The organism is Apilactobacillus micheneri (assembly GCF_006493595.1).
GTDB lineage: Bacteria > Bacillota > Bacilli > Lactobacillales > Lactobacillaceae > Apilactobacillus > Apilactobacillus micheneri.
The window spans coordinates 178,538-193,313 of the sequence record NZ_QUBI01000003.1; the positions used below are offsets into that span (position 1 = coordinate 178,538).

Sequence of the window (14,776 nt, forward strand, 5' to 3'; positions counted from 1 at the left end):
TATTATTATTTATGAAAGAGGAGATGATTTTATTATTTATATAATTGGAATTATCGCTGGATTAATTTTACCAATCCAAACTTCAATTAATACTAATTTAGGAAATCGAATTAAAGGAACACCTTTTATTGCTTCAATGGTTTCATTCTTAATTGGGACTTTGTCATTATTCATAATTGCTTTGTTGAAAGGTGTACCAATCTTAATTCCATTCTCTACATTTACTAATCAACCATATTGGATATGGTTAGGCGGAGCCTTAGGAGTTGTAGGTTTAACTTCCAATATTATCATATTTCCCTACTTAGGAGCTGTGCAAACAGTTGTTATGCCAATCTTAGGGCAGATTATAATGAGTATGATAATTGATAATTTTGGCCTATTTATGTCACCTGAACATCCCTTTACCATCATGAGATTCATTAGTATTTTAATCTTATTAGCTGGTGTATTAATGATTGTATTGAAACGTAATGGTGAAAATAAGCGTAATAAAAATTATTTGTGGCAAATTTTAGGAGTAATTGCTGGAATGTTTCAAGCTACACAAACACCAGTTAATGGTCATTTAGGCATGGTACTAGGATCACCTGAACATGCTGCATTAATATCATTCTTTGTCGGAGTCATCATTTTATTTATTATTGCTGGATTTACTGACCGTGGATATAAAAAAATTAAAAATGCTGTTGGTAAAGGCAATCCTTGGTGGATATGGTTAGGCGGTGCTTTAGGTGCGATTTATGTAATGTCTAATGCTTTTATCAATCCAGTTATTGGAACTGGAACCGCTGTTATCTTAACCTTATTAGGTAATTTATCTGGTGGAGTCATCTTCGATAAATTTGGTTTGATGGGCACTACCAAGAAAAATATTACGATTATTCAATATCTCGGATTATTGGTAATGATTTTAGGTGTTGTTTTAGTTCATACATTTTAAAAAAGGGGGGTGTCTATTAATGAGTATTACGCTACATTTATTTTATACAGGCAAAAATAATAATGCACAAAAATTCGCTAATGAAATGGAATCTTCAGGAATTGCAGATCAAATAAGGAATGAAGACGGTAATCTATCTTATAAATATTATCAACCACTTGATAGTAAAAATACTATTTTACTTATTGATAAATGGAAAAACCAATCATCTTTAGATGAACATCATAAGTCAAATATGATGAGTGATATTTCTAAACTAAGAGAAAAATATGATTTAACTATGAATGTAGAAATTTTTCAAGAAATTGATGGTAATAGCAATAATAATAGTTATATTCGAAAATAAAACATAAAAGCAGGTAAAATCATTGTGATTTTACCTGCTTTTCTATTTTCCAATTTTATCATTATTTAGAAAAATAGAAATTATTAAACCTATAATTGCAATGCATAGCATTAATAAAAAACCTAGATGATAACCACTATTTAAAGAAATTAGGTTATTATCAGAGCCGCTATTATTAATTCCTAAGGTAATTAAGGTCATTGAAAGAGCGGTTCCTATTGATCCACCAATTTGTCTTAAAGTGGATGATGCAGCATTTCCATCTGTTTCATATTCACCTGGTAAAGAATTGATTCCATCCGTAAATGTATTCATCATTACTAATGAAATACCAACCATTCTTAAGGCATATGAACAACAAATTATGAATAAACTGGTGCCACTTGAAAACCAAATCATTGGTAATGTTCCAATTAATAGTAATGAAAAGCCAATTATTGATATTTTTTTAACACCAATTTTATCATATATCCAACCAGAAATAGGATTAAAAATACCAGTTAAGATTGCACCAGGCATCATTATTAAGCCGGTTAAAACGGCAGATATCATTCTGCCATTTTGTAGATATAACGGCATGATTAATTCCATCCCTACCATTGCAACATTACTTAGAGTACTTAAGATAGTTGTTAAATTAAAATTAAAGTTTTTGAAAATTGAAATATTAATTATGGGTTTTGATAATTTAGTTTGTCGATATAAAAACAAACCAATGAATAATATTCCGATTATTGATAATGCGCTAATTGTGAAGTTAATTTTTCCAGTATTACCTATTTCAGAAAAGGCGTATAAGATACTTCCAAATCCAATAAAAGACATTGAAACTGATGGTAAGTCAAATTTTGACTTCTTAACTTCATTAATATTATTCATAAATAGTATCGATAGTGCTAATACGATTGCTGAAATTATTGATAGAGTTAAAAATAAATCTCTCCAGCCAAAGTATTCCAAAATAATTCCAGATAGTGTGGGACCTACTGTTGGACCTAAAGCAATCACTAAACCGGTAATTCCTAATGCCAATCCTCTTTTTTCTGGTGGAAATAACAATAAAATTATATTTTGTACGAATGGCATTAAGAGGCCCGTTGCAATCGCTTGAATAAATCTACCTGTAAGTAGAATACCAAAGTTGGGAGCAAATAAACCAATTAGTGAGCCAATCAAAAAGGTTACTATCATAAAGATATAGTTATTTTTGGTTTTAAAATTTTGAAAAACCCACGAAGATATTGGAATCATTAGTCCGACAATTAATAAATATCCTGTACTCATCCATTGAACAGTTGATTGATTAACCTTAAATGTGTCCATTATGCTAGTTAAAGCATTATTGAACAGGGTTTCTGCTAATAAAGCCATGAATGATCCTAAAAGAACAATAAACATTACTCTTTTCTTATTAGTGACTTTCTCCATATTCTCACCTACTTTAAGTTATCTATTATTTTTGAAAGTGTTTGGTCAAATTTATTTAATTGATCTTCATCTATACCATGAGTGATTTTATCCATGGTATTTTTTATCATGTCGTTAATTACTTGCTCATTATCATTTATTTTTTTTATGGAATAATCAGTTAACATTACTTTAACTTTTCTTTTATCAGTTTCAAATTTACCAATTTTTACTAAATCCTTTTTCATCATCCTTTTAATGATATTTCTAATCGCTGGATGACTAATCTCTACCATTTTTGCTAATTTATCTTGTGAGACGTCTTTTTCTTGATTGTCATATAAATACATAATGATATGCAATTGTGTATTAGTTATGTCTGAGAAAATAGTTGCTATTTGTTTATCAAAATAATTTTTAATAAAATTACTAGCGATGTTAATTTTTATACCTAAATTTTCTGTATTTTTAAACATATTTTCGCCTCCAAAAAAGTGTAACATGTTACATAAAATATTCTACAAAATAACAAATGTTTTTTCAACAGAAAATAAAGAATTCCTAACCGTATAAATAATTTATTTTCTTAAATTAGGCTTAAGTAAATGTTAAAATTGAAGTGTAAATATTATGTACAAGGAGCCTTTAAAGTGAAGTTTAATTTGAAAAAATTATCAGTTATTTCATTATCTGCATTATTATTTTCTACATCAGTTTTAACAACTAATATTGATGCAAAATCTAATAATGCAAACAAGTATCCCAAAGAAAAAGTTACGTTAGCAAAATCCTTAACTAAACGCTTTGCTAAAGATGGTTATGTATATCGTTTATATGCCACTAAATATACTAAAGATTCCGATGGACCATATGTAACAGTGAAATCAAAAAATAAAACTGATTATAAAGTGAAAAGCATAGTAGAACTTAGTGGTACTACAGGAATATCATATGCTAATCTTGTTTCTAAAAAAGGTAAGAAAGTCACTGTTGATTTACTAAATGGATTTTATAATAAAAATAAAAATATTAAATCGTTAAAAAAGATTGTGCAACTTGAAAATAAAATTTATAAAGCTGACAAGAAAAACAACAAGGAAATGAAAAAACTTTATAAAATGGTTAAAAATGTAAAATCATCTAAGGATCGTAAAATTGCTTTAACATCTTATTATCAATTAAATAATTATTTAAAGAATCCTAAAAATGGAGTTCCTTCATTATTAGTTGGTGAAAGTGAATTTTAAATTTAAAAAGTCTAGCATTGAGCTAGACTTTTCATTTACACTGAACCCTAAAACCGCTATACTTATAAACATACTAAAATAAAACATAGAAAAAGAGCGTTGATCGACAATTATTGGTAGTAATTATCGACCAGCTAACAAAGTAAGCAGACTACTTGTTAACCTTTAACGCTCCTTAGTTATTATATAAGAGCTAGGGATTCGTTTCAATATATCTTACATATATGAGGGGACAAGTTTATTACTTGTGCCCTCTTTTTCTGTCCAAAAAGGATGGATAATAATGAAACAATTTATTAAATTTGATATTGATTTACGCAAAGATGAACGTTTAAACAATGATTCTCGTTTAGCTTATGCTTACTTATATGACCGCATGCAATCTTCAATCAAACGTCGTGAATTTTTTGATCAAAAAGTTAATGCTTATTATGTGATCTATACGGTGGAAGAAATGATTAAAGATTTAGGTGTTAGTCGCAATACGGTAATTAACGTTTATAAGAAGTTAGCGGAATTGGGTTATGTGATTAAGAAAAAAGTTTTCAATGGTGCAACCCGTTTCTTTTTACCTCACTTTCACGATGACAGTGTAGATTCTAAACCCTCCCAAGTTGATTCTAGCAACTCTAATCAAACTAACTCTAACCATAATACTAATAAGACAGCTGTTACAGCGGATGTTAATATTCATCACCAAAATAAACCGGTGAACATTAGTGAATTTGATTTAATGCAAAACGTGGTCGATGGCTTAAAGGCTAAAGCAGCCTTCGAACCTGCATTAATTAATACCCTAGTGAAGTATTCTGAAAACGCCCATTGTTTATACCAATATGCACAACTAATTTTTAAAACTAAAAAAGCTTCACTCAAGCGTGCGCTAAAGCACGGCTACAGTGAAGCTAGGAAAGCATTACATTTTGAAACTAATTGTCATATGCAAGATGATTTAGTCAAAACAATGCGGAATTTAATTATTCAAACAAAAACTAATCATAAACTACATAATAAAAATGCTCATATTGCTAAATCACTATATAAGTTTTTTGATGATGCCGTTTTAGATTATCATGATCGAATTAGTTTTAATAAAATAGAAGATTTTTATATTCCAATTAATGTTTAGTTTACCCTACACATTTATCTAGATAGCGCTAGAATAGATATAGGGGGTGATGATGTGTAATCCTATCTTAAGTAAGATTACATATTAAGATATGAAAACCAAAAATATTTTATTAACTATAATAACTTCTGCACTTTTAATAATTGCTTTTGTTTCATTTAAACCAAATGCTCATGCAATGTCATCCAGTGATGCTAATCTTAGTAACACTGTTTATGATATGTCTGAATGGCAAAATAATTTAACAGATTCACAGGTACAACAGCTAAAAAGTGAAGTTCCATTTGTTATTATTAGAGCTCAATTAGGAAGTATGCGTTATGATAATACATTTCAACATAACCGTGACTTATTAGAAAAATACAATATTCCTTACGGAGTATATTCATTTAGTCTATATACATCACCTGATGATGCAGCAAATGAGGCTCGTACACTATACCAACGAGCTCCGCATGCCAGATTCTATGTAAATGATTATGAAGAAAATGACTTAACTTCAGGAGACCCTAATACTGCTGCTCAAGCTTGGGTGGATACATTACGTCCACTAGTAGGACAAAGAAAAATTTTGTACTACGGGCCAGCTTGGTTAATGTTGCAAGAAACTTCTGCAGCTATTAGTTCATATGATGGCTACTGGCTTCCTGCATATCAAGATAGTGAACCAGAGAGAGAACATGTTTTATGGCAGTTCTCCAGTACATTTCATTCAAATGCATTGAATAAAGATTTGGATGCCAGTTTATTGAATTCTAAAGATGCAAATTGGTTTATTGGTGATACTTCTGATGCTAATTCGCAACCAGTTACTGTTGATCCAAATAATAATTCAAATAATAGTCAATCTAATAGTCAGAATAACAGTAATAACCAACAGAGTAACAATTCACAACAAAATCAATCAAATAATTCACAAGATAATATTCCAAAACCTAAGCCTAGAAATACAACTTACACTCAACAATCTAAAACAATGATTATTAAAGATGGTTATGATTATCAAATTTATAATCATGTACCATTAGATAATAAATTCTCAGATAATATCTATGCTAAAGCTAGTGTTAGTGATTATACTCATAAAAGAGTTTATATAAATTCAATCGCTAATGTTAATGGTAGATCATATTATCGTTTGTATTATCAAAATCATGTCATTGGTTGGGTTAATACTAGAGCCTTAGTTCCTAATGTTAATTATTCAAGTTATTATGTAAACAAAACGATGAAGAATAATCCTAAAGTAGCATTCCACAATCATATCAATAATAGTGGCTTTACTAGCCGCATTACTAATCATGGATATAGTTATGCTAATAAAAAATTAAAAATTACTAGTCGTGCCATTAAAGATGGTTGGCACAGCTATTATTATAAAGCTTATTATCGTGGTAAACTGCTAGGGTGGATTTACCAAAGTGCATTTAAATAATAAATAAAGCATCTAGAATTTTTAATCTAGATGCTTTATTTATTTTAAGTCTTTATTATTCATTGATTGGAAAATTTCAGACCAATCATTTTTATATTCAGCTGTATAATTCGTGCCATTTTGCATCAACATGGGTTGATATGCATGACAATTAATATTTTTGGCTACTACATGATGTGAATTATTGTCAACATTAATAACATTTAAATTGTATAAATTGTCTAAAACTTTGATGAAGGGAGCAATAATTAAATATTCACTAATTTTGTCTTTTGCATTTTCGTATTCATTATTTTTATTAAAAAAAGTTTGAAAGATATCATCAGCAAAACTAAAATGGTTATTTTGAGTTTGCCATCTAATATATTCATAGACTTTCATATCAGTGGAATATTTATTGTAATCAATATCTACTTTATGATTAATAGAAACTAAATTGTTTTTGCTCATTTCTTTTTGGATCAGTTCATCCAAAGTTTTATTTTTAGATAGTTGTTTATCATTTCCACGTTCATAATTGTCATAATTTCTGTGAAAAACATCGTTGTTTCTTGTAATAAAGTCACGTAATTTCATATGCATCCCTCCTACAATACTCATTATAACTAACTATGCTTTTTATATATAATAATACAATTATGATTTTTTACCAAAATAAAAATGCTACTTCCAAAATAAATAGCATTTTTTAATTTATATTAAATTACTTAAGTGCACTTTGATAAATCCAACCAATGAATTTACCTTTATAAAAAGCTTGGTAGTAGTAACTGTGCCAACCATCTTTAATGGCACGACGGGTAACTCTTATTTTTTTATTTGCATAATTTTTACCATGGGCGATTACTTTTACATTAGCAAAGCCGCTATTAGCAATATGGTTGTAAAAATTAATCTTATTGTTTTTCTTTACGGTTTTATTCTTGTAGTAATTTGTATATTTTATGTTTGGAATAAGTGCTTTGGTATTAACCCAACCAATTGCATGGTGTTTATAGTATAGTCGGTAATAATTTTTACCATTAATAGTTGCAATTGAATTTACATAAACTGATTTATGTTTGTAGTCTTTAACACTAGCTTTTGCAGAAGTTTGGCCTTCAAACTTATTATCACCTGGAACATGATTATAAACTTGGTAGTCATAACCATCTTTAACAATCATATTATTAGATTTTTGTACGTAGCTAGTATTTCTAGGCTTAGGTTGGGGCTTAGGCTGATTTGAATTGTTATTATCACCGTTTTGGTTATCATTATTTTGATTATTGTTGTTCTGATTATTTGGATCAACTTGTTGTGAGTTGGTATCGGTAGTATCACCGATAAACCAGTTAGCATCTTTTGAATTCAATAAACTTGCATCCAGATTTTGTCCTAATGCATTAGAGTAAAAATCACTGGCAAATTGCCATAAGACATGTTCTCTTGCAGGTTCAGTTGGATTATAGTTTGCTAACCAAAATCCATCATATGAGCTAACTGCTTCAGCAGCATTATTTGTCATGAAACCAGCATTTGAGTAGAATAAAATTTTTCTTTGTCCAACTAATGGTCTTAAAGCATTAACCCAAGCTTCAGTAGCCTCATTAGTGCCACCAGATTTAACTGTTTGTGTTTCGTAATCGTTTACATAAAATCTAGCATTAGGTGCACGATTATATAAGGTACGAGCTTCATCAGCGGCATCACTAGGACTTTCGTACATACTATATGAGTAAACTCCATATGGAACACCATATTTATTCATTAAATCACGGTTTTGTTCGAAGTTTTTATCTGAGTAAGCACTGCCTTGTTGTACTCTTAAAATCACAAAAGGTACTTCTGATTTTAATTGTTGCACTTGTTGATCTGTGAATGCTCCTTGATGTTCTGATAAATCATAAACCGTATTGCTAGGATTAGCATCACTAGATGACATTGCTTGTACATTGTTACTAGTAGCACCAAAAGTAACCATTAATAAACTAAAAGCCACAATTGTTAACAAAAAGTTCTTTATTTTCATATGTATATATAAAATATTGCTCTATATTCTATATATTTCACACCTCCATATATTTTTTTATATATTATTAATCATCTTATTTTAATTAGCTTAACATATTTTTTATATGAAATTATCGATATCAAAAAATTGTTAAATTAAGATTGTTTCCTAAATTGATATCATTGCAAATTTTTCTTTGAATTAATTATAATAATCAATGTAAAAAGCTAAGAAGGTAGTGATATTAATGAAGGATGAAGAAAATAGATTTGAATTGAGACTGATTCTAACTGCAGGAATGAATGCAGGGGTTAGAAAAACAGTTTTTAATATTCAAGGTTTGGAATTCAATGACCAGTTAAGTAGAGAAGAAGCATTATCATACTTTTTAAAGGAGCAAGATTTTATTATTGCGACTGAACGTAAAGGTGTTAAATCTAAGGAATATAAAAAAGTATTGATTTCAGTTAGAAATATTTTATCAGCAGAATTTATTGATGAATAATTAAAAGCGATATTTAACATTAGTTAAAATATCGCTTTTTTAGTTATTAACATGTATAAAATTAATCCTAAACTAGCAATTGTGAGAATAAATCCAGTTATTATGGAAGATATTATTAAGCATTTTTCTTTTTGTTTCACATGAAACAATTTTAACAATCCATAAATAACAATTATGATGAATGAAAATTCATCGAAACCACCATTGTTTTCAATGCCTTTAATATCTTTTTGAAAACCCATTAGAAGAAATGTAATACCAATTGTTAAACAACAACCTAAAATTAATAAATGCAAAAAATAAATCATTTAATCATCATCCTAATGAAAGTTTATATCCAAAATAATAAGTCCAAAATAGAATGCCAAAAAGCAGTCCAAATATTTTCTTTTTTACTTTTATTTTTTCTTTCATAGTATATGAAATTAATTCCCAATATGATTAAAAATAAAATTATGAAAAATCCTAAAACTATATACATATTAATTTTCCTTTTATTTAGTATTAATATTCATACAAAAAATTATTCAAAAAAATGATCAGATACAATTAATTATCTGGTCCTTTTTAAAATTATATCTGCCACTGCACTACCTGAAAAAATTGTGCCTATAATTAATAGTGAAATAGTTGAAATTATATTTGGTAAGCTATGTAATCCATTATAAATAAAAATCATTGCAGTTAATGGTAACAATATTCCTAATGCGCATTTTATTTCAAAGTTCATTATATAAAACTCCTTTATATGTTAATTTATCTTTACTGAGAGCTATCAAAACATTATTTTAACAGCTATAATTTCTATAATAATAACAATTATTAATAACATCATAGCTATTATAGAGAATTTTAAATATCCCATTGATTTATTTAAGAAGTTATTAAAGTGTTTTTTAATAACATTACATATACTTATAAAAAATGAAAAAGACAATAATATTCCAATAACAATTGAGAATAACAATGAATTATGTAGACTTGTCGTCGGATATTTCAAAACAAAGATTGCCAAAATATAATCTACTGTAAAAATTAAAATAGATAATAAAAAAGCTTCTTTTTTACTCATATCAAACACTTCCATTTATCATTTATCTTACTACATAACTAATATTATTTTATTTATTTAATCCATTTATATACTCATTGGATAATTCAATCATTGCTTTTTCCCAGTCATTATTTACTTTATTAAATAATGATTCAATCTTTTTTGTTTGTTCTTCATTTATTTTATTATTTAAGATTATTCCCTTTTTAGTTAGTTTTAATGTTTTAATTCTTTTATCTTTTTTAGAACTGATTTCAGTTATTAACTCTTTTTTCATTAAATTTCTAACATTCACATTCAAAGCCTGTTTTGAGATGTTCAGTAATTTTAAAATGTTTCCAATGCTAGCAATATTTAGTTCTGAAACTGAGTATATTATTCTATGCTGTGTTTTATTCAAATTATATTTTTTAAGATTTATCATAGACGAAAATTGTTGATATGCGAAGAATATAGTTGAAAGCTTTTCTTTATTATTGATATAAATTTCTCCTTATTAGGTCAACTGTGTTGACATTTTATTTTTCCGGATTTATAATTAAAAAATCATATAGGTCAACTGTGTTGACGTATTTTTGAAAGGAAGAATTGAATTGTTAAATAATTATAAATTATCAGATTATTTATTAGATGTAGTTAATTATATGGGTGCTAATGATATTTTTGGAGTACCTGGTGATTATAATCTACAATTTTTAGATCATATTACACATCGTTCAGATTTGAATTGGACAGGTAATGCTAATGAATTAAATGCTTCATATATGGCTGATGGATATGCTAGAGAAAAAGGATTTGCAACTTTTGTTACTACTTTTGGAGTAGGTGAATTAAGTGCAATTAATGGTCTATCTGGAAGTATCGCTGAACACGTTCCAGTACTAGAAATTGTAGGAGCTCCTACAAATAATGTACAAAATAATGGTTCATTAGTACATCATACTTTTGGTGACCATAAATTCGATAGGTTTGAAAAGGCTCACCGTCAATTAGGTATTAAAGCTGTTAAATTAAATAGTGAACACGCTATTGACCAAATTAATGATGTTGCTAAATATATTTATGAAACTAAAAAACCAGCTTACATTATTTTACCAACTAATTTAGTTGAAATGGAAGTTAATCAATCATTAAAGAATGATATTCCTAGTTTATTTATTAACAAAGAAATTAATTCAGACAAAGCTTTTAATCAAATTAAATCATCAATTAATAATAGTGAAAAGCCTGTTATTATTATGGGACACGAAGTAGATCGTTTTAATGTTTTTGATGATATTAAAGCTTTCTCATCTAATAATAATATACCAATTTTAGATTTAGGACTTGGTAAAGGAAATATTGATGAAAGCTTTGCTAACTTTGTAGGTACTTATAACGGTCAAATTTCGGATGAAAGTGTTAACAAATATGTTGAAAATGCAGATACAGTTATTCTTATTGGTGCTAAATTAACTGACTCTGTTACTGGAGGATTTACTCAACAGTTTAATGAACAAAACACGATTGTTCTTAATTATGAAAATGCTAATATTTATGGTAAAAGTGTTGATGAAGATTATGACTTTAAAACTATTATGAGTTATTTATCAAATGCCAAATTGGACTTATCATTACCTGAAATAAAAGATGAAAATGATAAATTAGAAGTTAAATCCTCCAATAATAAGTTGACACAAAGCTTTTACGATAATGCTGTTCGTCAATTTACATCTGATAATAATACAATAGTTGCTGAACAAGGTACATCATTCTTCGGTTTAGCTAGTCAAAGATTACCAGAAGGTGCCAAATTCTTTGGTCAACCACTTTGGGGTTCCATTGGATATGCATTTCCTGCAGCTTTAGGTAATCAAATAGCTAATAAAGACCGTAGAGTTGTTTTATCTACAGGTGAAGGTTCATTACAATTAACAATTCAAGAATTAGGCCTTGCTTTCCGCGAAAAATTGAATCCTGTAATGTTCGTTATTGACAATAGTGGATATACAGTTGAAAGAGTTATTCATGGCATGAATGAACATTATAATGATGTTCCTAAGTTAAATTATGGACTAATGCCTAAGGCATTTGGTGCTAAAGATGATGAATATGATTTTATTGAAGCATCAACTGAAAATGAATTAATTGATGCAATGTCTAAGGCTAAAGAAGAGAAAGATAAATTAGTATTGATTCAAGTAAACATGGGAATGAAAGATGTTCCTGAACAACTTGCAAAGACTGCTAAAGCTTTTGCTGATCAAAATAAATAAAAATTTAATTCTTAATATTATCTTTAATATATAGTAAAAGCTACTGATAAATTTATCAGTAGCTTTTTATATCTGTTAATGTCTCTGTATTTTTACCTATTTTGCCAAAAATGTCCACTCTTTTTGATCCTAATTTACCAACATAGTATGAGACATTGCCGCCTCCTTGATTATCGGTTACATTATGCAAATCTTCATCTTTATGCTTAATAATATAATTATATAGATTCTTATCTTTGCATATACTTTTTAATTTATCTTTACTTTGTACTGATGCATCAAATTGATTGAATATTGAATCATTTTCGTTATTTTTCATATTAAACCATAATGAAAATAATATAATTGCAATAATAATTTGAGGCGAAATAAGTTCTAATATTTTATTATTACTAAAAATTTTTTTGTTCATATTTTAGCTCCTAGATTATAAAAAATTATATTAAAATAAATCTAAAATCATACAGCCTATTTCAAATATGGCATCTAATATATCTATAAATATCTCGATAATTATATTTCTTTTAGTATTCATAAAAATATCTCCTCAAATACAACTAAATAAATAGTAACATAAACGAAAATTTATTATTAATGACAATTTTAACTTGCTAATGGAATTAACTAAACCTTTGATAAAAAATCTCCATATAATATTTGTTATACTATCCTTAATAAATGTTAAAGGAAGTGAAATTATGAATGAAGAAAATGACGGATCAGGATTAATTAAAGCTAATTATATTCTTGCGATTATTCTATGTATTCCCATTGTTAGTGCGGTTGATTATTTATTTGGTGGATTAGATATCGCTATAATTATCATATCAATCATTATTTTAAATAAGAAAACTTATATGCCTAAAGTTGGAACCATCTTGATGATTATATCCAGTATCTTTAGCTTAATAGGTATACTTTATTTTTATTTGGAACTGCCTGAAGTCATTAATAAAATTGTATATATTTCAGATCATCACATTCAAGGAGAAAATATTCAACTCTTTAATGCTCCTTTATTAGCATTATTTGGTTTCTTGTCTTTTGGATTAAGAATTGCTGCGATTATTGTTTACAGTATTTATAGAAAACCTGCTAACAAATAATTTTAAATCCTTAATAAAATCTCATCGTTTTTTAATAATGGTGTTTTAATTGCTCATTAAATGAACTAGAATATTTAATATAGGAGGGGATTTTAATGACTAAGTTAGAACAAGTTCAAAATTGGACTGATAAACAAGGATTAGATTTTACATATTTGAGTGATCCTAAGACCATTCAATATTTGACTGGATTCTTTAGTGACCCAGTAGAAAGAGTGCTTGCACTGGTTGTCTTTGCTGATAAAGCACCATTTATGTTTGCACCTGCTTTGGAAGTAGAAGCAATTAAGGATACTGGTTTTCCATATGACGTATATGGATACTTAGATCATGAAAATCCTTGGCAAATGATTGCTGAACACGTTAAAGAACGCAATGCTAACCCTAAAAAGGCTGGTTTAGAAATGACCAATTTAACAATCAGTCGTTTAAATGAATTACAAGCAGTTCTAGATGTATCATTTACCACTGATGTTACTGATTTCATGAACAGCATGCGTTTGATTAAATCACCTGATGAAATTGAAAAATTAGATGCAGCTGGTCGTGAAGCTGACTATGCATTTCAAAAAGGTTTTGAAGCCGTTAAAGCTGGTAAACCAGAATCAGCAGTAATGGCTGAATTAGAATATGCACTAAAACTTAAGGGTGTTATGGAAATGAGCTTTGACACTTTAGTCCAAGCCGGTGCTCATGCTGCTGAACCTCATGGTGCAACCGGCAGTAATTTAATCAAAAATAATGAAATGGTATTATTTGATTTAGGAACTGTGCATCAAGGCTACATTTCAGATTCATCAAGAACAGTTGCAGTTGGTAAATTGTCAGATAAACAAAAAGATATTTATAACGTTTGTCTAGATGCTCAATTAACAGCTATGGATTATGTTAAACCTGGTGTGACAGCTGAATCAGTTGATAAAGTTGCTCGTGATGTTATCGATAAGGCTGGTTATGGTAAATACTTCATTCACCGTCTTGGTCATGGTATGGGGATGTCAGAGCATGAATTCCCATCCATTATGGAAAGCAATAAGATGGAATTGAAACCAGGGATGTGTTTCTCAATTGAACCTGGAATTTATGTTCCTGGATTTGCAGGAGTTCGAATTGAAGATTGTGTTCATGTCACTGAAAATGGATGTGAACCATTTACCCATACCCCTAAAGAACTTAAATATTTATAAAATAATGATGCTTATCAATCCTATTGGTAAGCATTTTTTATTGCCAATTTTAAAATAAAAGCTTTTTGAGCGTTTTTATTGCAAAATAGTATGTTTTATCTAATACAAGTTAAAATGCTTATATGAGCTAATAACGGCCTATTATCTATACTTTTACCTTATAAAAGGG

At 28.3% G+C, this 14,776-nt stretch carries 18 protein-coding genes; 9 read left to right on the plus strand and 9 right to left on the minus strand.

Features of this window, described 5'->3' with window-relative positions; translation table 11 throughout:
• The first annotated feature begins 85 nt into the window (after positions 1-85).
• Positions 86-943: a DMT family transporter gene (locus DY123_RS04630; RefSeq protein WP_263854111.1), complete on the plus strand. Its 858-nt coding sequence runs from the start codon at positions 86-88 to the stop codon at positions 941-943.
• A gap of 19 nt (positions 944-962) precedes the next feature.
• Positions 963-1,289 (plus strand): putative quinol monooxygenase, encoded by a 327-nt coding sequence (locus DY123_RS04635; protein ID WP_140934476.1) that lies wholly within the window; start codon positions 963-965, stop codon positions 1,287-1,289.
• Positions 1,290-1,331: 42 nt separating this feature from the next.
• Here DY123_RS04635 and DY123_RS04640 read toward each other — a convergent pair whose 3' ends face one another.
• A complete protein-coding gene (locus tag DY123_RS04640; RefSeq protein WP_140934477.1) occupies positions 1,332-2,717 on the minus strand; it encodes an MDR family MFS transporter in 1,386 nt (461 codons plus the stop codon).
• An 8-nt stretch (positions 2,718-2,725) separates the two neighbouring features.
• Positions 2,726-3,172, minus strand: a complete 447-nt coding sequence (locus DY123_RS04645) for a MarR family winged helix-turn-helix transcriptional regulator (RefSeq protein ID WP_181398790.1) — start codon at positions 3,170-3,172, stop codon at positions 2,726-2,728.
• Between the two features lie 174 nt (positions 3,173-3,346).
• Between DY123_RS04645 and DY123_RS04650 the strand changes: the two genes are divergently transcribed.
• The 3 genes from DY123_RS04650 (at position 3,347) to DY123_RS04660 (ending at position 6,507) form a co-directional block, all read left to right on the plus strand.
• Complete coding sequence (locus DY123_RS04650) at positions 3,347-3,943, plus strand: hypothetical protein (protein ID WP_140934479.1); 597 nt, start codon at positions 3,347-3,349, stop codon at positions 3,941-3,943.
• Positions 3,944-4,226: 283 nt separating this feature from the next.
• Positions 4,227-5,072, plus strand: a complete 846-nt coding sequence (locus DY123_RS04655) for a replication initiator protein A (protein WP_140936417.1) — start codon at positions 4,227-4,229, stop codon at positions 5,070-5,072.
• A gap of 91 nt (positions 5,073-5,163) precedes the next feature.
• Positions 5,164-6,507, plus strand: coding sequence for a GH25 family lysozyme (locus DY123_RS04660; RefSeq protein WP_140934481.1), 1,344 nt, complete (start codon positions 5,164-5,166; stop codon positions 6,505-6,507).
• A gap of 39 nt (positions 6,508-6,546) precedes the next feature.
• Here DY123_RS04660 and DY123_RS04665 read toward each other — a convergent pair whose 3' ends face one another.
• Together DY123_RS04665 and DY123_RS04670 are read right to left on the minus strand one after the other, a co-directional pair.
• The gene (locus tag DY123_RS04665) at positions 6,547-7,083 is read right to left on the minus strand and encodes a hypothetical protein (protein ID WP_140925118.1); all 537 of its coding nucleotides are present in this window, start codon (positions 7,081-7,083) and stop codon (positions 6,547-6,549) included.
• A 127-nt stretch (positions 7,084-7,210) separates the two neighbouring features.
• On the minus strand, positions 7,211-8,518 hold the full coding sequence (locus DY123_RS04670; RefSeq protein WP_140936418.1) for a GH25 family lysozyme: 1,308 nt from the start codon (positions 8,516-8,518) through the stop codon (positions 7,211-7,213).
• 229 nt (positions 8,519-8,747) lie between these two features.
• Between DY123_RS04670 and DY123_RS04675 the strand changes: the two genes are divergently transcribed.
• A complete protein-coding gene (locus DY123_RS04675) occupies positions 8,748-9,005 on the plus strand; it encodes a hypothetical protein (protein WP_140934483.1) in 258 nt (85 codons plus the stop codon).
• Positions 9,006-9,028: 23 nt separating this feature from the next.
• Here DY123_RS04675 and DY123_RS04680 read toward each other — a convergent pair whose 3' ends face one another.
• The 4 genes from DY123_RS04680 to DY123_RS04690 form a co-directional block, all read right to left on the minus strand.
• The gene (locus DY123_RS04680) at positions 9,029-9,313 is read right to left on the minus strand and encodes a hypothetical protein (RefSeq protein ID WP_108982254.1); all 285 of its coding nucleotides are present in this window, start codon (positions 9,311-9,313) and stop codon (positions 9,029-9,031) included.
• A 245-nt stretch (positions 9,314-9,558) separates the two neighbouring features.
• Positions 9,559-9,735, minus strand: a complete 177-nt coding sequence (locus DY123_RS07615; RefSeq protein ID WP_157944961.1) for a hypothetical protein — start codon at positions 9,733-9,735, stop codon at positions 9,559-9,561.
• Between the two features lie 45 nt (positions 9,736-9,780).
• Positions 9,781-10,077 carry a hypothetical protein gene (locus DY123_RS04685; RefSeq protein WP_140934484.1) on the minus strand — a complete coding sequence of 99 codons (297 nt, stop codon included), beginning with the start codon at positions 10,075-10,077 and terminating at the stop codon, positions 9,781-9,783.
• A 49-nt stretch (positions 10,078-10,126) separates the two neighbouring features.
• Complete coding sequence (locus tag DY123_RS04690; protein ID WP_140934485.1) at positions 10,127-10,483, minus strand: MarR family transcriptional regulator; 357 nt, start codon at positions 10,481-10,483, stop codon at positions 10,127-10,129.
• A gap of 151 nt (positions 10,484-10,634) precedes the next feature.
• On the opposite strand from DY123_RS04690, the gene DY123_RS04695 reads away from it, so the two are divergent.
• On the plus strand, positions 10,635-12,314 hold the full coding sequence (locus DY123_RS04695; protein WP_181398792.1) for an alpha-keto acid decarboxylase family protein: 1,680 nt from the start codon (positions 10,635-10,637) through the stop codon (positions 12,312-12,314).
• A 55-nt stretch (positions 12,315-12,369) separates the two neighbouring features.
• Here the strand turns inward: DY123_RS04695 and DY123_RS04700 are convergent, their stop codons facing one another.
• A complete protein-coding gene (locus DY123_RS04700; protein WP_140934487.1) occupies positions 12,370-12,726 on the minus strand; it encodes a hypothetical protein in 357 nt (118 codons plus the stop codon).
• A 286-nt stretch (positions 12,727-13,012) separates the two neighbouring features.
• Between DY123_RS04700 and DY123_RS04705 the strand changes: the two genes are divergently transcribed.
• Together DY123_RS04705 and DY123_RS04710 are read left to right on the plus strand one after the other, a co-directional pair.
• Positions 13,013-13,420 (plus strand): hypothetical protein, encoded by a 408-nt coding sequence (locus DY123_RS04705; protein ID WP_140934488.1) that lies wholly within the window; start codon positions 13,013-13,015, stop codon positions 13,418-13,420.
• 95 nt (positions 13,421-13,515) lie between these two features.
• On the plus strand, positions 13,516-14,607 hold the full coding sequence (locus DY123_RS04710) for a M24 family metallopeptidase (protein ID WP_140936419.1): 1,092 nt from the start codon (positions 13,516-13,518) through the stop codon (positions 14,605-14,607).
• Positions 14,608-14,776: the final 169 nt, after the last annotated feature.

Coding starts and splice junctions, on each gene's coding strand:
- DY123_RS07615 (WP_157944961.1), bottom strand. CDS start 9,735: ATGAACTTTGAAATAAAATGCGCATTAGGAATATTGTTACCATTAACT.
- DY123_RS04705 (WP_140934488.1), top strand. CDS start 13,013: ATGAATGAAGAAAATGACGGATCAGGATTAATTAAAGCTAATTATATT.
- DY123_RS04685 (WP_140934484.1), bottom strand. CDS start 10,077: ATGAGTAAAAAAGAAGCTTTTTTATTATCTATTTTAATTTTTACAGTA.
- DY123_RS04700 (WP_140934487.1), bottom strand. CDS start 12,726: ATGAACAAAAAAATTTTTAGTAATAATAAAATATTAGAACTTATTTCG.
- DY123_RS04710 (WP_140936419.1), top strand. CDS start 13,516: ATGACTAAGTTAGAACAAGTTCAAAATTGGACTGATAAACAAGGATTA.
- DY123_RS04635 (WP_140934476.1), top strand. CDS start 963: ATGAGTATTACGCTACATTTATTTTATACAGGCAAAAATAATAATGCA.
- DY123_RS04660 (WP_140934481.1), top strand. CDS start 5,164: ATGAAAACCAAAAATATTTTATTAACTATAATAACTTCTGCACTTTTA.
- DY123_RS04675 (WP_140934483.1), top strand. CDS start 8,748: ATGAAGGATGAAGAAAATAGATTTGAATTGAGACTGATTCTAACTGCA.
- DY123_RS04670 (WP_140936418.1), bottom strand. CDS start 8,518: ATGAAAATAAAGAACTTTTTGTTAACAATTGTGGCTTTTAGTTTATTA.
- DY123_RS04690 (WP_140934485.1), bottom strand. CDS start 10,483: ATGATAAATCTTAAAAAATATAATTTGAATAAAACACAGCATAGAATA.
- DY123_RS04665 (WP_140925118.1), bottom strand. CDS start 7,083: ATGAAATTACGTGACTTTATTACAAGAAACAACGATGTTTTTCACAGA.
- DY123_RS04680 (WP_108982254.1), bottom strand. CDS start 9,313: ATGATTTATTTTTTGCATTTATTAATTTTAGGTTGTTGTTTAACAATT.
- DY123_RS04645 (WP_181398790.1), bottom strand. CDS start 3,172: ATGTTTAAAAATACAGAAAATTTAGGTATAAAAATTAACATCGCTAGT.
- DY123_RS04640 (WP_140934477.1), bottom strand. CDS start 2,717: ATGGAGAAAGTCACTAATAAGAAAAGAGTAATGTTTATTGTTCTTTTA.
- DY123_RS04655 (WP_140936417.1), top strand. CDS start 4,227: ATGAAACAATTTATTAAATTTGATATTGATTTACGCAAAGATGAACGT.